This is a genomic window from Streptomyces sp. NPDC093018, from assembly GCF_040684035.1.
Classification (GTDB): Bacteria; Actinomycetota; Actinomycetes; order Streptomycetales; family Streptomycetaceae; genus Streptomyces; species Streptomyces murinus.
Window position 1 is genome coordinate 1 of the sequence record NZ_JBFBFF010000025.1, and the last position, 24334, is coordinate 24334.

Genomic DNA, 24334 nt, shown 5'->3' on the forward strand with positions numbered 1-24334 from the left:
GACTTCCCACGGCTTCGGCCGAGCCACCCCACACCCCCAGATCACCAGTCCCGCAGTGATCCAACCACCCCGAAGATCATTTCGTTAGGAGTTCTAAGAAGCACCCCGAGGTACCGGCCCTCGGACGCGCTCCAGACGCCCTCCGGCCGGGACCGGTCGTCGGCCCGGCCGGAGGCCTTCTCGGAAGTCGGCCCGCCTATGGGCCTGCCGGGCTCCTGGGCTCGGAGGTGGGCCCAGGAGCGGTGGTCTACCGATCCCCGTCCGGGTAGGCGGCGGTCGCGCGGATCTCGACGAGCAGTCCCGGGCTGGCGAGGCCGCTCACCCCGATGATCGTCCAGGTCGGGTACGGCGCTTCGACGAGCCGCCGCTTGGCCTCGATGAAGCCGGGCAGATGGTCACGGATGTCGACGTGGTAGCTGGTGACGTCGACGAGGGCGGACATGTCGAGGTTCTCCAGCCGGAGGATCTCCTCGATCTTCCGCAGGGCGATCTCGGTCTGCTCCTCGATGGTGTCCGGGATGGTTCCGTCGGCGCGGCGGCCGATCGTTCCGGCGATGAACAGGAGGCCGTGCGCGCGGACCGCGGCGGAATAGCCGAAGCCCGCGAAGGCGCTGATGGTCTCTCCGAAGACCGGGTTGTCCTCGGGAACCTCGATGGTACGGACGGTCATTGCGGTGTGTCCTTCTCTCTGTCTCTGTCTCTGTCTTGTCTTTGTCGATGGTTCGTGGAGCGGGTGAGCTCAGCTGCCCCAGCGGGACGAGCGGTAGGCGTGCTCCAGCCGGGTCCGGCCGTAGGTCTCGCGTTCACGGAGCAATTCGCCGGGGACCGTGTGGCGGGGCGCGTTCTTCGGGTCCTTGGCCGCCTGCGCGACGATCGCGTCGGTGAGGGAACGGACCATGTCCAGCCGCGGATAGGCGGTATGCACGGCTTCGGCCTGCTCGTCGGTGACGACGCCGAGGTGGCCGGCGCCCACCGGGTCGTCGAAGTCGAGGGCCACGCCGTCGCGGACGAGCGCGCACAGCGTGCCGCGGCGTTCCGCGATGCCCGGGGAGGTGTGCAGGGCGATGGCCTGCCAGACCTGGTCGGCGTCGGCCTCGGACACCGCGTGGTCGATGAGGAACGAGGCGGCCCGGTCGGCGCCTTCCACCTCGAACCGCTGGCTGTGCGGCCCGTCCGACGCCACGCCGAGGTCGTGCATGGCGCACGCGGCGAACAACAGGTCGTCGTCGTAGTCGCGTTCGGCGGTCAGGCCGCGCCGCCCGGCGAGCAGCCGGGCGAACAGGTAGCTGCGGATGCTGTGGTGGAAGACGGACGGCGTCTCCACGGATCGGATGAGACCGATGACGGCGTCGGCAAGTGGCGTGCCGGGCAACGCGATCGGGTCGGCGGTCGCCTCGTAGGTAGGTCCGGTCATGCCCTCAGCCTGGCCGCGACGGCTGTGACCTGGCGAGCGGCAAAATTTCCATGGTTCGTTAGAATCTTGCCATGACAGTGCATCACATAGCGGTGCTGGCGCTGGACGGGGTCACCCCGCTCGACCTGGCGATCCCGACGCAGATCTTCACCGCCCGGCCGGAGACCACCTACGAGATGACCCTGTGCGCGCTGGACGAGAAGGTGCGGACCACCGCGGGTTTCGCCCTCGTCGCCGACGGGGGCCTTGAGCAGGTGCGCACCGCCGACACCGTGATCGTGCCGGGATTCGAACCGATCGCCTCGCTGCCGGACGCCGTGCTCGACACCCTGGCCGAGGCCCGCGACCGGGGCAGGCGCGTGGTGTCGATCTGCACGGGCGCCTTCGCGCTGGCCGCGGCGGGCGTACTGGACGGGCTGCACGCCACGACCCACTGGCGGCACATCGACGACTTCGAGCGGGACTTCCCGGCCGTCCTGGTCGACCGTGATGTGCTCTACGTCGACGAAGGCGATGTGCTCACCTCGGCCGGGGTGTGCTGCGGCATCGACCTGTGCCTGCACATCGTCCGCCGCGACCTCGGCGCGGAGGTGGCCAACCAGATCGCCCGCGGTCTGGTCGCCGCCCCGCACCGGGACGGCGGGCAGGCCCAGTACGTACCGGCCCCCGTCGCGGTGGCCGGTGAGGCGTCGCTCTCCGGTACCCGCGGCTGGGCCCTGCACCGGCTCGGCGAGCCGCTCACGCTGCGTGTGCTCGCCCGGCACGCGGGCCTCTCACAGCGCACCTTCATGCGCCGGTTCACCGAGGAGACGGGCACGACCCCGTTGCAGTGGCTGCTCGGCGCCCGGCTCGGCAGGGCCCGGGAACTGCTGGAGTCCACGGACCGGTCGGTGGACCAGGTGGCGCGGGACTGCGGACTGGGCACGGCGGCCAATCTGCGGCTGCACTTCCGGCGCACGCTGGACACCACCCCCACCGCCTACCGCCGTGCCTTCACACGCGTGGCCTCGCGAGACACGGCCGACTCGTCGGCGGTCCCCACGGCGCGCGACCGCGCTGGTGAGGCGGCCGCCGCCCGCTGAGAGCGCCGCTGCACGCACCGATCCGGGCAGCCGGCCAGGGCGGCGTGCCACAATCCCTACCGGCTGGTAACTCCCAGGTGTCGACGAGTCGAGGAAAGGTGCCCCATGGCCCGCGTGTTCACGGTGAGCGACAGTATTCACATCGACGTCCCGCCCGACGTGGCCTACCGGGCCATATCCCGCCCCGGTGACATGGGCCGCTGGAGCCCGGAGAATCTGGGCACCGCGCAGGGGACGGGGAGCGCACCGGCAGAGCTCGGCACCACGTTCGTCGGACGGAACAAGCGCGGCCGGTTCCGCTGGGTGACCCGGTGCACGGTCACGGCGGCCGAGCCCGGTCACCGCTTCGCCTTCCGTGTGCACGCCATCGGCATCGGCCGACCGCGCCTGCGCGGCCCGATCGCCACCTGGGAGTACCGTTTCGAGCCCGCCGACGGCGGCACGCGGGTCACCGAGACCTGGACGGACGACCGCCGCGCCTGGCCCGCCTTCGTGGCCGACACCTTCGACCGGATCGCCACGGCGGGGCACACCTTCGCCGCCTTCCAGGCCCGCAACATCCGCGCGACGCTGCGCAATCTCAAGCAGGACCTGGAGAGCGGCGCGAACTGAGCCGACCCGAAGCGGCACGACCACGGCCGAGCCGACGTTCCGGCGGCCCGAACGCCCCGCGCCGGGCGGGGAGTTCGCGGGTCACCAGGCCAGCGGGGAGGCGCCGAGCGGCTCGGCGGAACGGTCGAGGCGCGGGCGCAGGGTCGAGTACGCGACGCGGGTGGGCAGGTAGCTGACCTCGCCGAAGGGCCCGTGCACGGTGGCCAGTTCGCCCGCGGCGCGGGTGGGGTCGGGGGCGGGCAGCACGGCGACGTCGGCGCGCGGGAACAGCCCCAGGTCCTGCACCCACATGCACACCTTAGCCAGGTCGATGTGCACCCGCCAGCCGCCCCCCTCGCGGGCCCGGCGGCGCAGCGCCTCGATCGCTCCGGCCGTACCGAGGATCGCCGCGAGGTAGTCGTTGAGCAGGTAGGTCGGCGGCAGCCGCGGACCGTCGAAGGAGCCCTCCTCGACGGCGAACCCGGTGGCCGCACAGGCGAGTTGGTCGAAGCCGCCACGCCGCGACCAGGGGCCGGTCAGCCCCCAGCCGTGGTAGTCCAGGACCACCAGTCCGGGCCGCTGCTCGAACAGGGCCTCGGGTCCAAAGCCCTTGGTGTCCAGGTTGAGGTAGTTGCTGACATACACGTCCGCCCCGGCGAGCACCCGCCGGAAGGCCCCGGCCTGCGCGGGGTCGAGCAGGTCGCAGAAGGCGGCGCGTTTGCCGATCCCGGTCTCGATGATCATCCCGTTGGGGTCGGGATGCGCGGGCGAGGAGACGTGCAGTACGTCGGCGCCCAGTTCGGCGGCGATCCGCGCGGCGATCGGGCCCGCGATGACATGCGAGTTGTCCAGCACCCGCAGCCCGGTCAGCGGCAGGGTCGGCGGCAGCTCCGCGGCGACCGGGAAGGGCTCGGGCATGCTCTCCCCCACCTTCTCCAGGTGGATCAGCGGCCGGCCGTCCAGCAGTCGGCCCTGCGGATGGGCCCGCCACTCCTGCCGGGTGCGTACGGCGACCGCGGTGCCGCCGCGCGAGCAGATCGCCTCCTCCAGCTCGAAGGCGTCCCAGTGCGCGATCGCGTCCGCCATGCGCTGCCGTCCGGGCGGGCAGTCCAGCACCTCGCAGGCGATGTCGCGCAACTCGGGGTAGGAGAGCAGCACAAAGACGTAGCGGCCGTCGCCGGCGCGGTAGAAGTCGCTGTTGCCCAGCAGGTTGGGGTCCTCGATCAGCTCGCTCACCGGTACCCCGCTCGCCCGGGTGAGGAAGACCGCCATCAGCTGGTGGATCGCGGACTCGACGGAGACCGTCACGTCCTGCCGGTCCCCGCCCCGCTCCCGCCACAGCGTCGACGCCTCGGTGCCCAGCGCCGCGAGTGCGGCGGCGCAGGCTTCGCCGATGCGGTGGACGGAGGGGGTCAGCGGATCGGCGCCGGTGATGGTCACCCTCCCGCCGGACTCCGCGCCGGTGATGCCGAGTTGACGGTAGAGGTCCTGGAGTGCGTCGTACGAGGTCGTGGTCTCGGTCGCGCTTGCGCTCGCGGTCATGGTCCTCGTCCTTCCGTAGTGGCCGGGTTCGGATTTCCATGACAGCGGCGGGAATTGGAGTGCGTCCAATACCAATGGCAGCGGATGGCGATATGCGATCCCCTATACATCCGCCCTGACCTGCCACTATATCCGGATCGCTATCAGCCGTCCGGGCAGCTGGTATTGGACGCGGCCGGTGCCTCGGGATTCTCCTTGAAGGCGTCGAAACGCCAGAAAGGAATGCCGTGAAAGGAATGCTTTCCGGAGTCCGCGTCATCGAGCTGGGCAGCGTGATCATGGTCCCGTACGCCGCCCAGCAGCTCGGTGACCTGGGCGCGGACATCATCAAGGTCGAGCCCCCGGGCGGCGACATGACCCGGCACTACCCGCCCGCCCGGCACCCGGGGATGGGCGGCGCCGGGCTCAATCTCAACCGCAACAAGCGCAGTGCGCTCATCGACCTCAAGGCGTCGCACGGCCGCGACGCGCTGCTGGCCCTGGTCCGTACCGCGGACGTGTTCCTCACCAACGTCCGCCCGCAGGCCCTGGACCGGCTCCGGCTCGGGTACGAGGAGCTGCGGGCCGTCAACCCCGGCCTGGTGTACGTCAACGCGCAGGGCTTCCGCTCGGACTCGGCGCTCGGCACCCGCGCCGCGTACGACGACATCGTCCAGGCCGTCTCCGGGCTGGTGTGGCTCAACCAGCGGGCGAGCGGTGAACCGCGGTTCGTGCCCAGCCTGATCGCCGACAAGGTCTGCGGACTGCAGATCAGCCAGTCCGTACTCGCCGCCCTGCTGCACCGGGAGCACGGCGGCGGCGGTCAGCACATCGAGGTGCCGATGGCCGACACCATGCTCGCCTTCAACCTGGTCGAGCATCTGGCCGGGGCAGTCATGGAGGGCGAGTTCGGCGCGCCGCGCTCGCTCAGCCGCACCCGGCGGGCGCAGCGGACGGCGGACGGCTGGATGTGCGTCCTGCCCCACAGCGACCGCAACTGGCGGGACTTCTGCGCCTTCGCCGGGCGCCCGGAGCTCGCCGCCGACCCGCGGTTCGCCGACCGCGCGCTGCGGGCCCGTAACGCCGACGAGATGTACTCCGTGCTGGACGAGGTGACGGCGACGCGCACCAGCGCCGAATGGCAGGAGTTCTGCGACCGCGCGGGCATCCCGGCCTCGCCCGTGCACAGCCTGGAGTCGGCCGTCGCCACCGCCTACGCCCGCGAGGGCGGCCTGCTGGCCGAGGCCGAGCATCCCACCGAGGGCGGCTACCGCTCCATCGGCCGTCCGGTGCGCTACTCCGCCGACCCGGTACCGACCGTGCGCCCCTGCCCCGCCCTCGGCCAGCACACCGACGAGGTGCTGCGCGAGGCCGGTTTCGATCCCGCCCTGCTCAACGAGGAGTAGTTCCATGACCGAGACCACCGACACCCGGAAACTGCGCGGGGAAGTACGGGACTTCCTCGCCGAGGAGCGCGCCCGCGGCACCGTGCTCGGCCGCCCCGACTCCTGGCTGACCGGCTGGGACCCGGACTTCAGCCGCCGGCTCGCCGGGCGCGGCTGGGTCGGCATGGCGCTGCCGCCCCGATACGGGGGCGGCGGGCGCGGATTCGCCGCCCGCGTCGTCGTGATCGAGGAGTTGCTCGCCGCCGGGGCGCCCGTCTCCGCGCACTGGGTCGCCGACCGCCAGGCCGGACCCTCGATCCTGGCCCATGGCACCGAGGAGCAGAGACAGCGGTTCCTGCCCGCCATCGCGGCCGGGCGCTGCTTCTTCTCCATCGGCATGAGCGAGCAGGAGGCCGGCTCCGACCTGGCCAATGTGCGGACCCGCGCCGAGCGGGTGACCGGCGGCTGGCGGCTGACCGGTACGAAGAAGTGGACCGGCGGCGCGCATGTCAACGACTACGCGATCGTGCTGGCCCGTACCGGCGAGCACGAGGACCGGCACCAGGGGCTCAGCCAGTTCATCGTGGACCTGCGCGCCCCGGGCGTACGCACCGAGCCGATCCGGCTGCTCACCGGCGAGCACACCTTCAACTGGTTCCACCTCGACGGCGTCGAGGTCCCCGACGGCATGCTGCTCGGTCAGGAGGGTGACGGCTGGAAGCAGGTCACCGGCGAGCTGGCCTTCGAACGCAGCGGGCCCGAGCGCTACCTCTCCACCTTCCCGCTGCTGGTCTCGCTGACCCGCGAACTGCGCCGGGGCGCGGCCACCCCCGATCAGCAGGCCCGGCTCGGCGCCCTGCTCGCCCGGATCTTCGCGATACGGCAGCTCTCGCTCGGCGTCACCGACGCGCTGGACGCGGGTCGCCCCGCCGATGTGCGGGCCGCGCTGGTCAAGGACCTGGGGACGCGCCTGGAGGGCGAACTGGTCCACGAGGTGCGGCGCATCCTGCCCCGTGCCGCCGACACCGGGGCCACGCCCGGCTCCTACCCTCACCACCTCGCCTACGCGCTGCTGCACAGTCCCGGCTACACCCTGCGCGGCGGCACCAACGAGATCCTTCGCGGCATCATCACCCGCGGTCTGGAGCGGCAGTCATGACCACCACCCTCGCCACCCGCGTCGCCGCCCTGTGCGAGGCGGGCCGCCTCGCCGGGCCCGGTCCGTTCGCCGAGACCGTGCTCGGGCACCTGGGAATCGTCCTCCCCGAGGGCCCGTCGGCCGTCGCGCTCGCCGACGGCCTCACCCTCGCCTACGCCCACCCCGCCATCACCCGGGTCGGCCCGGTCGGCACCTCGGGGCAGGACGCCGCGCTCCGGGTCTCGGGCACCCTGCCCCGGGTGCCGTACGGCGCCACGTCCACCGTCCTCGTACTGACCGAGGGTCCGGGCGGGCCCGTACTGTTCCCGGTCGACCCTGCCCGTACCACCGTCGTCCCCGGCATCAACCTCGCCGGCGAGCCCCGCGACACCCTCCAGCTGCATGACTACGCGGTGGCCGCCGACGACGTCCACCCGCTCACCCCGGCCGAGCTCGCCGAGGCCGGGCTCCGTGCCGCCCTCGCCCGGGCCGCGCTGATCGCGGGCGCCGCCGAGCGCTGCGTCGAGCTGACGGTGCAACACACCACCACCCGCACCCAGTTCGGGCGCCCGCTCAGCCGCTTCCAGGCCGTCAAACAGGAGGAGGCCCGACTGATCGAGGAGTCCGCGCTGGTGCGCGCCGCGGTGGACGCCGCCGCTCGCGAGCTGTCGCCGGTCGGCGTGACGGCCGCCAAGGCACAGGCCTCCGCCTCGGTCGCCGAGATCGCCCGCATCGCCCACCAGTTGCACGGCGCCATCGGCTTCACCGAGCTCAGCGAACTGCGGTTCGCCACCACCCGGTTGTGGTCCTGGCGCGACGAGGACGGCGACGAGTCGTACTGGACCGCCCTGCTGGGCCGCGAGGCACTCGCCGCGGACGACGTCTGGGCGCTGCTCGCCGTCTGACCCGCGCGTCGTACGGACCCCGGCCGGGCCGGGGTCCGTACGACCGGCCGCCACCTCCCCCGCCCACCACCCGATCTACGCTCACCTCATGGACCTCACGCCCCGCCTGCTGGAACAGTTCACCGTGCTCGCCGAGGAGAAGCATTTCGGCCGCGCGGCCAGCCGTCTGATGATGAGTCAGCCCCCGCTCAGCCAGGCGGTCCAGCGCCTGGAGAGGATCATCGGCACCCGTCTGTGCACCCGGAGCAGTCAAGGCGTCAGCCTCACCCCCGCCGGTGAGGCCTTCGCGGCCGACGCCCGGCGGATACTGGAGGCACAGGAGTCCGCCGTCGCCCGTGCCCGCCGGATCGCCTCCGGGCAGGAGGGTGAGCTGCGCATCGGCTTCGTCAACAGCCTCGGCCACTGGCACCTGCCGCGCCTGCTCGCCGACGCCGCCGAGCAACTGCCGGGCCTGCGCCTGCACTTGCGGCAGGGATCCACCGCCGGACTGATCGAACTCGTCCGCAGCGGCACCGTGGAACTCGCGCTGGTACGCCAGCCCCCGCTCGACATCGACGATCTGACCGTCCACCGGCTCACCGGGGAACGCCTGGCCGCGGCCCTGCCCGTGGCCCACCGCCTCGCCGGGGCCGGCCGCCTCTCCCTGGCCGACCTGCGCGAGGACTCCTTCGCCCTCGCCGGTGACGGGCCGCTCCAGCAACTCGCCCAGCGCGCTCTTCTGGCCTGCGACCGCGCGGGTTTCGTGCCCACCGTCCGCGCCCACGCCGACGACCTGCCCGGCCTGCTCAGCTATGTCGCCTCCGGCCTGTGCGTCACCCTCGCCCCCGAGCACACCGCCGCGCTCTCCTTCCCGGGCGTCCGCTTCCTCCCGCTCGCCGACGAGGCTCCCGAACTCACCACCACCATCGCGGCCCTGCACCGGCCGCACGCCGACCCGGCCGTACGCTCGCTGCTGGCCCTCGCGGGCGCCTCGCTCGCGGGTTGACCGCCGGGCCCATGCGGGCTCAGGACGGCAGTGTCCAGGTCTGGTTGGCGGATCCGGTGCAGGACCAGATCTGCAACCGGGTGCCGTCGGCCGAGCTCTGGCCGGTGGCGTCGAGGCACTTGCCCGACCGGGGGTTCACCAGCGAGCCGTCACCGCCCTCGCGCCAGACCTGGGAGCCGGTGCCGTTGCAGTCGTACAGCTGCACCTTGGTGCCGTTGGCCGTGCCGGCCGCCGTGACGTCCATGCACTTGCCCAGCGCCCGCAGTGTCCCGTCGGAGCCGGCGGTCCAGGTCTGGGCGCCGGTGCCGTTGCAGTCGTAGAGCTGGACGGCCGTGCCGTTCGCCGGGCTCGCGCCCGCGACGTCCACGCACTTGCCGCCGATGCCCTTGATCGCGCCCGAGCCGCCGCCGGGCGGCGGGGTGACCGGGCCGGACGCACCACCGAGCCAGCGCAGCCCCTGGAGCAGCAGCTTGTTCTGCTCGGCGCTGCCGAACGTCGACGACAGCGTCGTGTTCGTGGCGTAGTCCATGGCGTTGTGGCCGAAGTTGTTGTAGATCATCCTGTAGTTGCGGTTCGACCATACGATCGGGTAGTAGCCGCTGTACCAGGACTGGTCGGGGTCCGTGCCGACCGGGAAGGTCGACTGGTCCATCGACGCCAGGATGTCGATGTCCGGGTTCTGCCGCAGGTCGTACTGCCAGCTGTACCACTCGCTGACCGACGAGGTGATCGTCGGGGGCAGGCCGGCGGTCGCCGGGTGGTTCGGGTCCTCGATCTTCAGCGTCTCGGAGGTCGGACCCCATGTGTTGGACCGGAACGTGCCGGTGCCGAGGAACGTCTCGTGGTACCAGGACCAGTCGCTGGGCGTCTGGTCGTTGTACGCCGACACATGGAAGCCCATCCAGGCGCCGCCGTTGTTCATGTACGTCTGGAACGCGCTGCGCTGGGCCGCGGTCTGCGGGTAGTTGTCCAGGAACATGACGACCTGGTAGTTCGCCAGGTTCGCCGCATTCAGCTGGTTCCAGTCGTTGGTCGCGGTGTACGCGTAGCCGTTCGCCGCCGCCTGCTGCGGGAACCATGTGTTGGCCTCGTGGACGAAGCTGATGTGCGCGGCGTCGTAGGTGCCGTCGTAGAACGCCAGGATCCTGAACGGCGTGGCGCCCTGGGCCCGGTGGGCGGGGGCCGCCAGGACGCCGAGCACGACGGCCAGCAGGGCGAGCAGACGGACCGTGGTGCGGGGAAGCCGGATGCCGGGTCTGACCATGGGGGGTCTTCCTTGTGTGGGGGGTCGGGACAAGGGGTGCCGGTGGACCGGCGGGTGTCAGCCCAGCGTCCAGCTCTGGTTCGCGGTGCCGGTGCAGGTCCAGATCTGGAGTTGGTTGCCGTCGGCGGTGCTCCAGTCGGTGTCGTCCAGGCACTTGCCCGAACCGGCGTTGACCAGGCTGCCGTTCGAACCCGTCGTCCATGCCTGGGCGTTGGTCCCGTTGCAGTCGTAGAGCTGGACCTTGGTGCCGTTGGCCGTGCCGGCCGCGGTGACGTCGAGGCACTTGCCCAGTGCGCCGAGGGTATTGCCGCTGCGCGTCCACCGCTGTGCGTTCGTGCCGTTGCAGGTGTAGAGCGTGACCGGGGTGCCGTTGGCCGGGTCGGCCCCGGCGACGTCGACGCACTTGCCGCCGTAGCCATGGATGGGCGTGCTGCCGCCGGTCGGGGGCGGCGTGCTGCCGCCCCCGGTGATGGCCTTGAAGATGCCGGTGAACTGGTGGTCGCTCTGCGCGGTGCCGCTGGAGCCCTGGTTGTCCCGGCTGAGCGCCCAGAAGGTCAGTTCCTGTATGCCGTTGGCGGCCGCGAAGGACTCCAGCTCCTGGGCGTCCTGGACGGTGAACACCTCGGCGCTGGTGTCGTTCACGCCGATCATCGGGCAGTTGCCCTCCATGGCCCACAGCTGGGCGGAGGTCTTGGTGTTCCAGATCTGCCCCAGCTGGCTGTGCAGGCCGCTCGCGGCGCTGATCGCGGCCTGCCCCATGTCCATCGCCGGCCCGTAGTCCATGGTCATGATGTTGACCAGGTTGACGTTCAGATTGTGGCTCTTGGCGTTCTGCAGCAGGGCGACGCCGTCCGACTCCAGGCCGTTCGGGCTGACGGGCAGCGTGTAGTCCACGTCCAGCTTCTTGCCCTGGGCGGCGTACTCCTGCTGGAGGTTGGCGAGCGCCTGGTTGCGCCGGTCGTTGGCGGCGGTGTTGTCCAGGGTGCCGCCCTCGATGTCCAGGTCGACGCGGGTCAGGTTGAACTGGTCGATGACCTTCTTGTACTGGGCCTGCATGGCCGCGACCGTGCCGCACGAGGCGAGTTCGGAGCCGCTCGCACCGCCGAAGGAGGCGATGACGTCGCCGCCGGCCGCGCGCAGGCTGTTGATGGCGTTGTTCCAGCCCGCGTCGGTGACGGGCGTGTCACCGTTGATGGTGGCGTTGCAGGTGCCCTGGCTGATGATGAAGGCGAGTGTGTAGTACTTGTTCCCGGTCGCGTTGTACGCGTTCATGAGCGTGGACGGGTCGTTCCACATCTCCGCGTACGGAGCGGCGTAGTGGGCCGGGAAGCCGGGGCCGGGATCGGCGGCGGCCGATGCCGTCCCGGCGGTGGTGAGGAGGCCGCCGGCGGCCAGCGGAAGTGCGCAGATCGAGGCGGCCAACCATCTTCTGAGGGTTCGTGTCATGGAGGGTCCTCCTGGCATGGCTGTGTGGGGGTGTCCCGCGCTCGGGGCGGCTACGGGTGGTTCGTCAGGTACGCCACCTCGTTGCTCCGGTGCGCACGACCGCAGCTGGGCCGGGAGGCCGTCGGCGGTCGATCCGTCGGTGGCATCGAGGCACTTGCCGTTGCCGAGATCGGTGACGGCACCCGCGGTCGGCTGCGCGCGCCATGGCAAGGGGTGTGCGCGAGCGGCGGTGGCGGCGGGACGAAAGAGGCACGACGGCGAGTCCCTTCCGGAGTGAGCGGCTTTCAGACATGACGGAAAGTCGCCCTGAGGGGTGGGGGTGCAGCGCGTACCGGATCCAGATGCCGTGCTCTGCGGTGCTGGTCTCACCTCTTTTTACAAGCCGTGAAATTAGAGCCGGTCGACAATCTCCGTCAACCCCCACGACACGGAGACAGCGGTCTTGACGGTATTGGTATGGGCCAATACCGTCTGCTCGCACAGAACTCCACATGGTCCAACATCACGGATCCACACCAGAGTTGACGAGGCATCCGCCGGTTGGGGACGAGAGTCCGGCCGTCACCCGAGGCGGCACAGCGAACGCACGCGATCATGTCCTTCTTCGGAGGCCAGACCTATGCAACTACCCCCAAGGGCACGCCGCGGCGGCTGGAAGAGAGCGCTCTCTCTGCTTCCCGTCGTCCTGATGACGATGGCGGCCGCCCTCACCACGACACCGAACGCCCAAGCGGCAGTGCCTCCCGCACCGTCGGGCTTCACGCTCACATGGAGCGACGACTTCAACGGCGCCTCGGGCACCGGCATCGATCAGAGCCTGTGGAAGTACGACACCGGGCCGGGCAGCAACTTCGGCACCGGTGAGATCGAGACGATGACCAACAGCACCTCGAACGTCTACTACGACGGTCAGGGCCATCTGGTGCTCCAGGCCCTGCACTCGGGCTCCGACGCGCGCAGCGGATGGACCTCCGGGCGCGTGGAGACCCAGTCGGCGGGCTTCGGCGCCCCGGCGGGCGGTGTCGTACGCATCGAGTCCGTCCTCCAGCAGCCCAACGTCAACACCGCGAACGGCGCGGGCTACTGGCCGGCGTTCTGGATGCTCGGCGCGCCGCTGCGCGATGGTGTGACCTGGCCGAAGTCCGGCGAGGTCGACATCATGGAGGACATCAACGGCCGCAGTTCCGTCTTCAGCACCCTGCACTGCGGTGTGAACCCGGGTGGGCCGTGCAACGAGTCGACCGGCATCGGCTCGGGTGAACGCGCCTGTTCGGGCTGCCAGACCGGCTTCCACGACTACGCGGCGGAGATCGACCGCTCCGTGTCGCCGGAGCAGATCAGGTTCTACCTCGACGGGAACAACTTCTACACGATCAACGCCAACCAGGTGGACGCCCAGACCTGGTCCGACGCGGTCGACCACCCCTTCTTCATCATCTACGACCTGGCGATCGGCGGCGGCTTCCCGGACGCCTTCGGCGGGGGCCCGAACGCGTCCACCGTCTCCGGCGGCAAGCTGGTCATCGACTCGGTGTCCGTCTACAACAAGGCGCCCGGCTCCGGAGGCGGCGGTGGCGGCGGTTCGGTGAGCGGCCAGGCGATCACCGGGCCCGGCGGTAAGTGCGTGGACGTGGCGGGCGACGACACCGGCGGCGACGGCACCGCGGTCCAGCTCTGGGACTGCCAGTCGGCGGCCAAGGACCAGCACTGGACCTGGAACGGCCAGACCCTCCAGACCCTCGGCAAGTGCCTGGACATCGCCGGCGGCAACAGTGCCGCCGGTACGAAGCTGCAGCTCGCCACGTGCAACAGCGGCGGCTACCAGTCATGGGTGCGGCAATCCGACGGCACACTGCGGAACCCGACCAGCGGCCGGTGCATCGACTCCCCGTCGGGCGCCACCGCCAACGGCACCCGCCTGCAGATCTGGGACTGCAACGGCTCTGGCGCCCAGCAGTTCGCCATCGGTACCCCGGTCTACGGACCGGGCGGCAAGTGCATGGACGTGGCGGGTGACGACACCGGCGGCGACGGCACCGCGGTCCAGCTCTGGGACTGCCAGCAGGCCACGTCGCTCGACCAGAAGTGGACCTGGAACGGCCAGACCCTGCGCACGCTCGGCAAGTGTCTGGACATCGCGGGCGGTGTGAACGCGGCCGGCACCAAGCTCCAGCTGGCCAACTGCAACGGCGGCGGCTACCAGAACTGGGTCGCCAATGCCGACGGTTCGCTGTCCAATCCGACCACCGGCCGGTGCATCGACTCCCCGTCGGGCGCCACCGCCAACGGCACCCGCCTGCAGATCTGGGACTGCAACGGCTCCGCCGCCCAGAAGTTCTCACTGGCGTGAGGGGGCAGCAGGAGGCATGAGCAGGGACATCCCTGTCTGACATGGGGCAGGGCAGGCCGGAGGGCCGCACCCGAGCGGTGCGGCCCTTCGGCGTGTCGCCGCCGCGCGGCCGTCGTCGGACGGCTCTCAGCGGTAGTCGCCGGCCGGAGTCCACCATTTCTGCTGGGTGCCGCCCCAGCAGTCGAAGAGTTCGAGGTTCTTGTCGCCCCTGGCGCTGGACCCGTTCGCGACCTCCAGGCAGCGGCCGGACACGGGGTTGTAGATCTGGCCGTAGCGGCCCAGGACCCACTTCTGGTGCTGTCCCCCGTCGCACCGGTCGAGCGCGACGGGCGCGTGGTCGGCCGTGCCGTCTCCGGACGCGCTCAAGCACATGCCGTGCACCTGGAGGGTGTCGTCCTGGCCCATGGTCCAGTCCTGCGCGTCGCCGCCGTTGCAGTCCCAGATGTCGGCGACCGCCGGCGGCTGCGTGGCGTTGTCGTAGTCGTCCAGGCACAGGGACTGCCCGCCGCTGCCCTTGAGGCCGTACGTCAGAGGTGCGTGGACGGGTGCGTTCGGCGTCATCCGTGCGTCGACGTCGCTGACCGAGGCCGTCGTGGAGCTGCCCGTGTTGCTGCTGACGATCTGCACGCCGCGCAGGACGAAGTCGGACTTCGGGAGGTGCTCGGGGTTGACGTAGTCGACGTACTTGTCGAACAACTGGCTGAAGTCGTCGTCGATCGACGCCCAGGTGGCGTCCTTCATCAGGTCTGGACTGCGCACCATGACCCGGCAGCCGTCGGGGCAGGTCATCGTCGTGTCGTCCCTGGTGTACCAGACGACGCCGTTGCTGTCGGGGGCCTTGAACGTGCCGGGATCGTAGTGGATGACGGAGATCACGTCAGGGTGTGCCGAGCCGTGCTCGGAGTCCTCGAAGATGAGGTCCGTGGTGAGGAGCGCTCGCTTCTCGCCGCAGGTGAAGGGCTTGGTCTGCTGGATCTTCGCACGGTAGGAGACATCGATCCGGCCGTCCGCCGCGGTGCGGTACGCGCGGTCGGGCCCGGGTTCGAGCTGGGAGTCGGGGTAGGTGTAGCTGACATTGGTCTCGTGCAGCCCGCACACCCCGGAGGCGTCGTTCTGCATGGTCACCGTCTTGGCGGCGGTCCGGGTGGTGAACGAGTAGCCGGGTGAGGTGCCCCAGTCGGAGGTGTTCCAGCCGTAGGTGCCGATGTCCCAGGTGGGGCGCTCGGGGCTCTTCCGGGTGAACTCCTCGGTGCCGGCGAAGGCACCGCAACCGGTGGTACTGGTACGTGCGGGATCGGGGGTCGTGTTCTTGTCCGGCGGGTCCTCCACGACCTGCGCGTAGCAGTCGTGGGAGGGGCCGGGGTCGTACAGCAGTGAGAAGGAGCCGGTGTCGGCCGCCGCGGGCTGCGTCAGCCGCGGCCACAGGGCCGGTACGAGAAGCAGCAGTGCGGACAGTGCCAGCAGGGCGATTCTGCGGGGTGGGGCTGGTAAGGCCCTCATACAAGCGCTCCGATGGGTGAGAGGGGCCGCGCAGGACCACGGGTCGTGACGGGCGGTGACCGGGACCGGCCGCGGTCAGCCGACGGTGTTCACCTCGGCGGACCAGTACGACGGCAGGGTGTCCCACGGGTTGCCCCAGTCCTGGCCCGTGGGACGGGAGTTGTCGTCGTCGGTGGCGTAGACGTAGCCCGCGTTGCGCTGCTTGGAGAGGGCGATCGCGTTCCGCATCTCCGCCTCACTGCCCGTGGTGTGGATCAGGTGCCAGATCTTGGCGGGGTCGGCCGATGCCTCCCAGGACTCGCGGTCGTCACCGTAGTGGTTCACGTAGTCGTCGTAGGTGCCCTCGAAGGTGACCAGGGTGTCGGCGGCACCTGTGTAGCACTGCTGCGGCGAGGCACCCGGGTTGATGACGACCTTGGCGTCGGCGTCCTTCCCCTTCACATAGGACTGGAGCCTCTTGTAGGCGTCGACGAAGGCGTTGGCGTCGGACCGGGTGCCGCAAGCGGTGAGACCGTCGTCGAAGAAGATCCCGTCCAGGCCGGAACCGCCGTAGTAGCTGTACCACTTGTCGACGTTTCGCTCCGCGCCCTCGACCCAGTCGTCGACGGACGTGCCGCCGTTGGGCGCGGCCCAGCCCTTGGTGCCGAGATACCCGGAGTCGACGTATCCGATCACCCTCGTCCCGGCGTCGTGCGCCGCCCGGATGGCGCTCGCGTAGGTGCCGTCCGCGCTGTCGCCGGGTCCGGTCCCCGGGTTGGCGACGGCCAGGCCCGCGCCGGGGGCCGGATCGGACAGCTGCGCCCACAGATTGCCGGCACCCGAGTCACCGGGGTAGAAGTACGCCGGTACGGCCACCCGCTGCTTGATCCCGGCGGCAGCGGACGCGTCGCCGACGGGGAGGGAGATCAGGGCGCCGGTGGCCAGGCCCGCGCTCACGACCGCCGCGCACAGGCGGCGCCTCCTTCCGGCGCCCGGACGACGGTCCACGTGACTGCTGTTTCTCATGGGGGCGTGCCTCCACTTTGTTTTTCTCCGGCGGGCTGACGAAATCGCTCGGCCTTCGCGTTGACTGCTTCGGCCGGCTCCGCGATGCGTTTTAGTCTCCGGCCCCGATTCACGTCAAGGCGCCGAATTGGCGCGGGCATGGGGGGATTCGGAGCCCCGGAGCCGAACCGTCGGGCGCGAGCGCAGCACGGCTCCGGGTCCGTTCCGAAGCCATTCCGTGGCGGAGTGACCAGCGGTGATCCCTCGGTGATGCTCCCGAAGGACTCCGCGATGGCGTGGTCCGGGACGTCGTCCTCCTACGACGGACCGGGACGACCGGAGGCGATGACGACGGGCCGGAAACGCTCACCGTTCGTGCACGGTCCGCTCGAACGCTTTCCCGGGGCATTACCCGAGTTTCTTTCGTTCCGACAGCTCGGCACAGGTATTCCGATTCCGCGTGGTGGCGCGGGGGATGCGCCGCCGCAGTGGTCGGAGCCTCTCCGCCGTCGGGGATCGGGTGTCCGTGGCATAGGCTGCCGGTCCGGAGTACGGAGCCAAGGGCGGTGACTACGTGGAGAGGTGCACGGGCCGCCTGAGCGAGTCGCGGGTGCTGCGCGCCGCCGCCGACTCGGCCCGCGAGGGCACGGCCACCGTCGTACTCGTGCAGGGGCCGCCCGGCGTCGGAAAGACGGCCCTGGTGCGTCAGTTCCTGGCCGGGCTGAGTGACTTCACCGTGCTGGACAGCGCGGCGACACCGTCCGCGGCGCCTTCCGACTTCGGCTGTCTGTCCCGCCTGCTGCATCGGGCGGCGGTGCGGGTGCCGCGCCGCTCCCCGGCCGCAGAGCCGGGTGCACCGGCGGCGAAGAGACCCGCCGCCGTTCCTTCGGGGCCGCGTGCGCTGCGGGAGTTGCTGGACATGTCGGCGGCGGCCCCCTGGGTCCTGTTCGTGGACGACGCCCAGTGGGCGGACAGCTCTTCGCTGAAGGCGTTGCTGGAGGCCGCGCGCGAGGGCGGGCCCCTGTGTCTGGTGCTGGCCGCGCGGCACTCGCGGGGCTGGGACGAGGAGGTCCTGCGCGCGCTGCACACGGTGGCCCCCCTGACCCACATCGGTCTGGCCGAGCTGGCGGAGGCGGAGGCGGCGGCCCTGGTGGCCACCGCCCTCGGGGATCTCGCCGACGACACGCTCACGCGTCGCCTGGTGCTGCGGTCCGGCGGCCATCCGCTGTACCTCAGCAGCCTGCTCGACGGCCACGGCAGCGCGCGGCCCGGCGACCGGCCCCGGCCCGCCCTGCCCGCGTCCGTGGTGCAACGTCAGCTGAAGGGCGTTCCGCCCGAGGGCGTGGCGGCCCTTGAGGCGCTGGCCGTGCTCGGCGGTTCCGCGACCGTGCCGACCCTGAGTACCGTTCTGGGCGCCCCCGACTGCACCTCGGCTCTGGATCCGCTGGCCCACGAGGAGTTCATCACACGGACGGATGCCCACGTGCCCACCGTCGCGATCAGACACGGCGTGTTCCGCGACGCGCTCTACGCCGCGCTGCCGGCCGCGCGGCGGCGCGCGTTGCACGTGGCCGCGGTCGATGCGGTCGGCGAACGGCAGGGGCTGGCGCACCGGGTGGCGGCCGCCGAGACCGTCGACGTCCGCCTGGCCGCCGAACTCCTGGAGACCGCGAGCCATGAACTCGCCGAGGGCGGGCTCCTGCACGCGGCACGGACGCTGCTGTCGGCGGCGTCCCTCTCGCCCGCCGACGACCACCGGAGCGACCATCTGTTCTACGGCGCCGTGCGGCTCCTCTTCTGGGCCGGTGCCGACGCGGAACTGGCCCGGCACGGGCCCGCGGTGGTCACCCATCGCCCCTGCCCCTGGCGGGACGAGGCGCTGGGCCTGACCGAGTTCGCCGCCGGCCGCCTCACCTCGGCACGACGGCTGCTGGACCGGGCCCAGGAATCACTGCGGGAGGCTCATCCCGGTCAACGGGCGGTCGTCCACACCGAACTGGCGCTGGTGCACGCGATCCTGGGACAGGGGGACGCCACCCGGCACCACGCCGACCAGGCCCTTCGCCCGGCTCCCCCGGCGGATGAGGCGCACCTGTACGGACCCGTCGGACGCCGCCCGGGAACCGACCCGGCGGTGGCCCGTCCGGCGCCGGGCGGGCCCGCCGACGTCCGCCCGCCGTCCGGTGAAGTCCCGGACGTCTGCGCGCAGGCACCGTACGTCGTCGTACCCCCGGGGCTGCGGCAGGCGGCGCGGGCGCTGGCCGCCTACGGTACGGCGCTGCGGCACGGCCCCGGAGCCGGGATGAACCTCTTGGCCGGGCTGCCCGAGGACGCGGACCGGATCGGCGAGGAGGACCTGCCGGCCCTGACCGTCCGGGGCATACTCCGGCTCGCGGACGCGCAACTGTCGTCCGCGACGACCGACTTGACCATGGTGACGGCCCGCCGCCGCCCCGCCGCCGCCCGGCTCCTCGGTACGAGCGCCTCGGTGCACCTCGCCATGTGCCAGTTGCTGGGCGGCGACTGGAACCGGGCCGCACGCGAGGTGGAGGCGGCGCTCGACGACGAGCAGGGACGCTGTTTCGACGCAGCCGCCCTGTGGTCCCTGCGCTCGGTCCTCGACGCGTTCCGGGGCGAGGACCGAGCAGCCGAGGCGGCGCTGCGCCGGGCCCAACACCTGGCCCAGCCACTGGACTTCGGGGGACCGCAGTACCACACGGCCATGGCCCGTGCCATGCGGGCACGGGCGCGGGGTGACCATCGCGGTGTGGTGGACGCCCTCCAGATGCTGGCCGAGCGTTCCGCGCACTCGGAGCGGGTGCGCATCGTCTCCATGAGCTGGCTGCCCTTCCTCGCCGAGTCGCTCGTCTCGTGCGGTCTCGCCGACCTCGCGCGCGCGGCCATGGAGGAGCTGAAGTCCGCGGACGCCGCCCCGAACCCGCACCTGCGTGTCGCCGAGGCCTGGCTGCACGGCCGTACGGCGGAGGCGGCGGGCGCGCACGAGGCCGCGCTCGGCCGGTACACCGAGGCGGTCGCACTGCTCGGACCCGGCCGGGACATCCCGCTGGTGCGCGGGCTGCTGGAGATCTCGCGCGGGCGGGCGTCGGCGGCACTCGGCAGGGCGGCCGCCGCGACCGCGTACTTCGACAGCGCCGAAGACGTGTTCACCCGTCTGGGCGCGCGGCCGTTCCTGGCGGAGTGCCGGGCCGAGCGCCGGGCCTGCGTGTCCGAGCGCGGGGAGGTACCGGCCCTGGACCATCTGCTGACCGGACGGGAGCGCGAGGTGGCGCGCCTGGTGGGGCTCGGCTGCACCAACCGGGAGATCGCCGACGAGCTGACGCTCAGCGTGAAGACGATCGAGTACCACCTGCGGAGCGTGTTCGTGAAGCTGGGTCTGCGCAGCCGCAGAGAACTGCGTCGGCGGGTCCAGGAGGCGGGCAACGGAGACGGTCGCCGCTGAGCCGTACGCGGAACGTTCCGGGCCGCGGCGACCGCGTGGGTCAGGAGGGCCGACGGCGGTGGGGCCGTACGGGCGAGGGGACGACCACGAGGACCATGTCCAGGCCGGTGCCGCGCAGTCGGGCGACCATGTCCGTGTTCGCGTGCGAGTCGGTGACCACGGTGTGGACCGAGTCGATGTCGGCGACCTTGGCCCGGTGCACCTGCCCCAGTTTCGAGCTGTCGGCCACGACGATCCGCCGCGTCGCCTGCTCCAGCATGACCCGGTCGATCTCCGCTCCGTCGGAGCTGTACTGGGTGAAGCCGCCCGTCGGGCTGATGCCGTCGGCACCCACGATCGCGTAGTCGAAGCGGTAGGAACGCAGTGTCCGCTCGGCGGCTCTGCCGACCAGGTCGTTGGACAACGGCCGTGCGGTGCCGCCGGTGACCACCACCTTCGCGGCCTGACGCTCCGTCAGGGCGGTCGCGGTGTCGAGTCCGTTGGTGACCACCGTCAGGTCCGGTCTGCCGGCCAGACTCCTCGCCACGAAGCCCGCCGTGCTGCCTCCGCTGAGCGCCAGGGTGAGCGGGCGACCCGGGACGAGGGAGGAGGCGAGCGCACCGATCCGCCGCTTCGCCTCGGTGTTCTGCGACCGCCGCAGGCTCACCGGCAGTTCGGCGCTGCGCCGGGCGGCGGCGATCCTCCCGTACGACCGCCGGATCAGTCCCCTCTCCTCCATGACGGCGAGGTCCCGGCGCACGGTGGGTCCGGAGACGCCCAGGACGGAGGGCAGCAGACGGACCTGGAGCTCCGCGCGCTGCACCAACAGGGTCAGGATGGTCGAGATGCGGGTGTCACGCGTTGCCTCGTTCATCCGCGTCTCCGTCCCGCGGTGCGGGCCGGGGTGCGAGCCGGGTGGTTGTCCGCGCAGTGGTGCCGCTCCCCCGCTCCCCGTGTCTCACCGGTCCGTGCGTGCGGCGGTCTTCCCGGCCCGGCCGTCGTATGTGTCGAGGAATGCAAACGTCGAAGCTCCGCTCATGATCCGTCCCGTCGCTGACCGCCAGCTTCTCCGAAGCGCGTGCCGAGCGGATCAGGGAAAGTTCCTAGGGTGTTACGCGTCCGGTCGGGGTCGAGTGGAGCGAACTGCTCATTCCTGCTGAGCAGTTCGGGCGAAGGGCGGCCGGTGGGCGCGAGATCCCCGTAGAACTGTGCCGCATATCCGAGACCGAAGGGACATGGGCATGGGCACGCGCGGCAGGACAGTGAAGCGAAGACTGGCCGTCACCACGTTGGTGATGGCGGTGGGCGCGGTGACGGTGGTCCCGGCGGCGGCGAGCACGGCGACGGCGGTGGACGGTACGGCGAAGACCGGGCCCGCGCCGGCCGTCGGAGCGGGTTCCGGCACGGCTGCTCCAGCGCCCGCGGACATCGCGCTGGGTTCGTGGATGGACCAACTGCGCGGCACGATCGGCGATCGTCCGGTGAACCAGGTCGTGATCCCCGGCAGTCATGACGCGGGCACCGCGGGGATCACCAAGGACAGCGGTATGTGCGACGCCGGTGACACGGTCGGCACCGCCCGCAAGTGGCCGGCGCTGGCGGCGAGCATGTCCCGCACCCAGAGCGGTTCCCTGGTCCAGCAATTGGACGGCGGCTCGCGCTATCTCGACCTGCGCCTGTGCAAGCAGGACGGGAAGTGGTTCAGCTATCACGGCGGACCGCTGGGGCGGCTGTTCTTCGACGCGCCGGACGGCAAGGGCGGTGTGATCCCGGGGCAGGCGCGGGAGGTCGCGGACTGGATCCGGGCGCATCCCAAGGAGATCGTGATCCTGCGGGTCACGGCCACCGGTCCCGCGGCGACGCTCCAGCAGGACCGGCACGAGGCCATCACCGAACTGGGTGATCTGGTGGGCGGCGGCGCGGGCCATCCGGCCATCGCCGACGCCTCGTTGCGCCCGACGTCGACGTACGACCAGTTCATGGCCGCGGGCAGGCACGTCGTCATCGTCGACGACACGGACAGCACGACGTACCCCTGGGCCTGGCACCAGCCGGACGTACAGGACTACCGCGGCAGTTATGTCGGGGTGAGCAGCGACTGGCAGGACATCCTGAAGGCGGCTCTCGACCCGAAGCTGTCGCAGAAGACCTTCGACGCGGTGCTCAGGCGGGGTGACGAGGTACTGGGACGGGCGCCGGGTACGGCGGCGGACAAGTTCTTCGTGCAGCAGGGCATCATCGATCCCACCGACTCCATACCGGACGCGGCGATTACGCAGATCCTGGCGGCGCTCAAGCTCACCTCCGCCTGGAAGGCGGACAACTTCCTGCTCAGTCTCGAGGACGAGCTGAACCGGCAGTTGCTCGCGAAGCTCCGGACCTCCTGGAACAACACCAATGTCACGGACAACATGAACATCGTCATGCACGACGATGTGAACCAGAACCGCAATGGGGTCGGATCCGGAGACCTGGAGCGAGAGATCATCTCCAAGAACCTCCCGCAGCCGGTCACTTCGCACACGTTCTACGACACCGCCCGTGCGGCGGACGGCACATGGAGCGCGCCGAGTCCCCTGGCGGGTGCGGGCGACGCGTTCCGGTTCGCGGGGAGCCGGGAGGCCGTCGCCGCTCTGCCCGACGGCAGCGTCCAGGTGCTGGGCATCGGGCTCGACGGCAATGTCTGGCACAACGTCCGCCGCGCGGACGGTGGTTGGCAGGGCTGGCTGGCTCTGCCGGCGGCGGACAACAAGAAGACCGGGTTCGCGGCGAAGGACATCGCGATCACGGGCATGCCGAACGGCGACTCCCAGATCACGGCGATCGGCAAGGACGGATACGCGTACCACAACATCCGTCACGCCGACGGTTCCTGGCAGGGCTGGGCCGCCATGGCGGGCGACGACTCGGGGCTGGTGAAGGCCACCAAGGTCGCGATCGCCGGGATGCCGAACGGCTCCTCCCAGGTCCTGGTCTACGGCGCGGACGGCCGGATGCGGCTGGACACCCGTGCCGCCGACGGCGGTTGGAGCGGCTGGTCGGCCGTCTCCGGGGTCGGCGCGCCGGACTTCGCCGGACCTGCCCTGTCCATCGCCGCCCTGCCCGACGGGGACAGCCAGATCGCCGCCATCGGCCTCGACGGAAACATATGGCACAACGTGCGTGGGGCCGACGGCAGTTGGACCGGCTGGGGCAGCCCGTCCGGGCCTGCGGGCGGTCCGATGGGGGCCTCGGCGGTCGCCGTCGCGGGCCTGCCCGACGGGGACAGCCAGCTGGTCGCCGTCGGTCTGGACGGAAACGTGTACCACGCCGTCCGTGACCGGGACGGGGACTGGACGCCCTTCCGGGCGGTCGGCGGGCTCCGGGGCGCCGGGACCTTCGCCGGGGATCAGGTCGGTATCGCCGGCCTGCCCGACGGATCGAGCCTGCTCCTGCTCACCAGCCGCTGAGCGGTACCGGCCCGCCTCATCGATGTGTGCGCCGGAGACCGGGGCGATGAACGGGCGACGGAGGCGTTCGCCGGGACAGGTCTACAGGAGTGCCCTGTTCCGGCGAACGTCGGCGGGTCTCAGCGGAGTTCGACCGCCTGCTGCCAGGTCCCGCTGAACAGGTCGGCCACCAAGGCGCGTGCGTAGGCCTCGTCGGTGTCCGGCACGGAGAAGGCGACCCGGAAGTAGAGCGGGGCGACGATCCGGTCGAGCAGCCGCTCCGGCGGAGGCGGTGTTTCGCCCCGGCCGCGGGAGGCTTCGAGGGCCGTGTCGAGGCCGGCCGTGGCGCGTTGCAGACATTCCCGCAGACCGCTGCGGCGCTCGTCGATGCCGGAAGAGACCTCCGCCCTGAAGAACGCGATTCCGCCGGGCCGGGTCAGATCGGCCAGGGTCCGGACCGCGTACGCCTCCAGGTCCGTACGCGGGTCGCCGCTGGAGGACGGCGGGACGTCGCTCCCGTGCAGGACCGCCACCTCGGCGAGCAGGGCCTGCAGCGTGCCCCAGCGCCGGTAGATGGTGGTGGGGTTGACCCCGGCGCGCTCGGCCACCGCGGGAATCGTCAGCTCGGTCACGTCACGCTCACCGGCCGGCTCGGTGAGCGCCTGATGGACGGCCGCCTGGACCCTGCCGGGCGACAACACCATCAGTCGGCGGTCCTGCCGTCGCACAGGCGGCAGACGGTGGTGAGGTACTCGTCGAGGACCGCGTCCGGGCGCTGGGCGGTGTTGTGAAGCGAAAGCGCCATGTTCTCGCGGCTGACCAGGACGTGCAGCAGCTCGAAGGACAGGCCGTGGGAGGCGATCTTCTGGGCGCGCTCGACCACGGCGGCCGGGAAACGGGGG

Annotated in this window: 18 protein-coding genes and 1 pseudogene; 9 read left to right on the forward strand and 10 right to left on the reverse strand. The window is 71.2% G+C overall.

The genetic code is table 11. The annotated features are described in order from the left end of the window. Positions 1–247 precede the first annotated feature (247 nt). On the reverse strand, positions 248–670 hold the full coding sequence (locus tag AB0N90_RS35030; RefSeq protein ID WP_365203264.1) for a RidA family protein: 423 nt from the start codon (positions 668–670) through the stop codon (positions 248–250). A 69-nt stretch (positions 671–739) separates the two neighbouring features. Continuing rightward, entirely contained in the window at positions 740–1414 is a 675-nt protein-coding gene (locus tag AB0N90_RS35035; protein ID WP_365203266.1) for an HD domain-containing protein, read from the reverse strand. 71 nt (positions 1415–1485) lie between these two features. Here AB0N90_RS35035 and AB0N90_RS35040 point away from each other — a divergent pair, with 71 nt between their 5' ends. Both AB0N90_RS35040 and AB0N90_RS35045 read left to right on the forward strand, forming a co-directional pair. Continuing rightward, positions 1486–2496, forward strand: coding sequence for a helix-turn-helix domain-containing protein (locus AB0N90_RS35040; RefSeq protein WP_365203268.1), 1011 nt, complete (start codon positions 1486–1488; stop codon positions 2494–2496). Between the two features lie 105 nt (positions 2497–2601). After that, positions 2602–3108, forward strand: a complete 507-nt coding sequence (locus AB0N90_RS35045; protein ID WP_361680548.1) for an SRPBCC family protein — start codon at positions 2602–2604, stop codon at positions 3106–3108. An 81-nt stretch (positions 3109–3189) separates the two neighbouring features. On the opposite strand, the gene AB0N90_RS35050 is transcribed toward AB0N90_RS35045, so the two are convergent. Further along, positions 3190–4629 (reverse strand): CoA transferase, encoded by a 1440-nt coding sequence (locus AB0N90_RS35050; protein ID WP_365203270.1) that lies wholly within the window; start codon positions 4627–4629, stop codon positions 3190–3192. A 236-nt stretch (positions 4630–4865) separates the two neighbouring features. Between AB0N90_RS35050 and AB0N90_RS35055 the strand changes: the two genes are divergently transcribed. From AB0N90_RS35055 to AB0N90_RS35070, 4 genes are all read left to right on the forward strand, one after another. Then, positions 4866–6014, forward strand: a complete 1149-nt coding sequence (locus AB0N90_RS35055; protein ID WP_365203271.1) for a CoA transferase — start codon at positions 4866–4868, stop codon at positions 6012–6014. A 4-nt stretch (positions 6015–6018) separates the two neighbouring features. Further along, the gene (locus AB0N90_RS35060; RefSeq protein WP_365203273.1) at positions 6019–7152 is read left to right on the forward strand and encodes an acyl-CoA dehydrogenase family protein; all 1134 of its coding nucleotides are present in this window, start codon (positions 6019–6021) and stop codon (positions 7150–7152) included. Continuing rightward, positions 7149–8036 (forward strand): acyl-CoA dehydrogenase family protein, encoded by an 888-nt coding sequence (locus tag AB0N90_RS35065; protein WP_365203275.1) that lies wholly within the window; start codon positions 7149–7151, stop codon positions 8034–8036. The genes AB0N90_RS35060 and AB0N90_RS35065 overlap by 4 nt, the downstream gene beginning before the upstream one ends. Before the next feature lie 88 nt (positions 8037–8124). Continuing rightward, positions 8125–9021, forward strand: coding sequence for a LysR substrate-binding domain-containing protein (locus AB0N90_RS35070; protein ID WP_365203276.1), 897 nt, complete (start codon positions 8125–8127; stop codon positions 9019–9021). A gap of 19 nt (positions 9022–9040) precedes the next feature. On the opposite strand, the gene AB0N90_RS35075 is transcribed toward AB0N90_RS35070, so the two are convergent. Beyond that, on the reverse strand, positions 9041–10285 hold the full coding sequence (locus AB0N90_RS35075; RefSeq protein WP_365203277.1) for a ThuA domain-containing protein: 1245 nt from the start codon (positions 10283–10285) through the stop codon (positions 9041–9043). A 57-nt stretch (positions 10286–10342) separates the two neighbouring features. Next, the gene (locus AB0N90_RS35080; protein ID WP_365203279.1) at positions 10343–11731 is read right to left on the reverse strand and encodes a ricin-type beta-trefoil lectin domain protein; all 1389 of its coding nucleotides are present in this window, start codon (positions 11729–11731) and stop codon (positions 10343–10345) included. 688 nt (positions 11732–12419) lie between these two features. Here AB0N90_RS35080 and AB0N90_RS35085 point away from each other — a divergent pair. Beyond that, positions 12420–14081, forward strand: coding sequence for a ricin-type beta-trefoil lectin domain protein (locus AB0N90_RS35085; protein WP_365203280.1), 1662 nt, complete (start codon positions 12420–12422; stop codon positions 14079–14081). 126 nt (positions 14082–14207) lie between these two features. Here the strand turns inward: AB0N90_RS35085 and AB0N90_RS35090 are convergent, their stop codons facing one another. Together AB0N90_RS35090 and AB0N90_RS35095 are read right to left on the reverse strand one after the other, a co-directional pair. After that, on the reverse strand, positions 14208–15581 hold the full coding sequence (locus tag AB0N90_RS35090) for an RICIN domain-containing protein (protein ID WP_365203282.1): 1374 nt from the start codon (positions 15579–15581) through the stop codon (positions 14208–14210). Between the two features lie 75 nt (positions 15582–15656). After that, positions 15657–16586: a spherulation-specific family 4 protein gene (locus AB0N90_RS35095; RefSeq protein WP_365203284.1), complete on the reverse strand. Its 930-nt coding sequence runs from the start codon at positions 16584–16586 to the stop codon at positions 15657–15659. Positions 16587–17139: 553 nt separating this feature from the next. Here AB0N90_RS35095 and AB0N90_RS35100 point away from each other — a divergent pair. Then, a complete protein-coding gene (locus AB0N90_RS35100; RefSeq protein WP_365203285.1) occupies positions 17140–20025 on the forward strand; it encodes an AAA family ATPase in 2886 nt (961 codons plus the stop codon). Positions 20026–20065: 40 nt separating this feature from the next. Here the strand turns inward: AB0N90_RS35100 and AB0N90_RS35105 are convergent, their stop codons facing one another. Next, positions 20066–20878: a DeoR/GlpR family DNA-binding transcription regulator gene (locus AB0N90_RS35105; protein WP_365203287.1), complete on the reverse strand. Its 813-nt coding sequence runs from the start codon at positions 20876–20878 to the stop codon at positions 20066–20068. A 367-nt stretch (positions 20879–21245) separates the two neighbouring features. Here AB0N90_RS35105 and AB0N90_RS35110 point away from each other — a divergent pair, with 367 nt between their 5' ends. After that, the gene (locus AB0N90_RS35110; protein ID WP_365203289.1) at positions 21246–23453 is read left to right on the forward strand and encodes a hypothetical protein; all 2208 of its coding nucleotides are present in this window, start codon (positions 21246–21248) and stop codon (positions 23451–23453) included. A 119-nt stretch (positions 23454–23572) separates the two neighbouring features. Here the strand turns inward: AB0N90_RS35110 and AB0N90_RS35115 are convergent, their stop codons facing one another. Continuing rightward, complete coding sequence (locus AB0N90_RS35115; protein ID WP_365203290.1) at positions 23573–24136, reverse strand: TetR/AcrR family transcriptional regulator; 564 nt, start codon at positions 24134–24136, stop codon at positions 23573–23575. After that, positions 24136–24318 (reverse strand): annotated as a pseudogene (locus AB0N90_RS35120) (nuclear transport factor 2 family protein); the annotation flags it as partial. The pseudogene AB0N90_RS35120 and the gene AB0N90_RS35115, both read right to left, overlap by 1 nt. Positions 24319–24334: the final 16 nt, after the last annotated feature.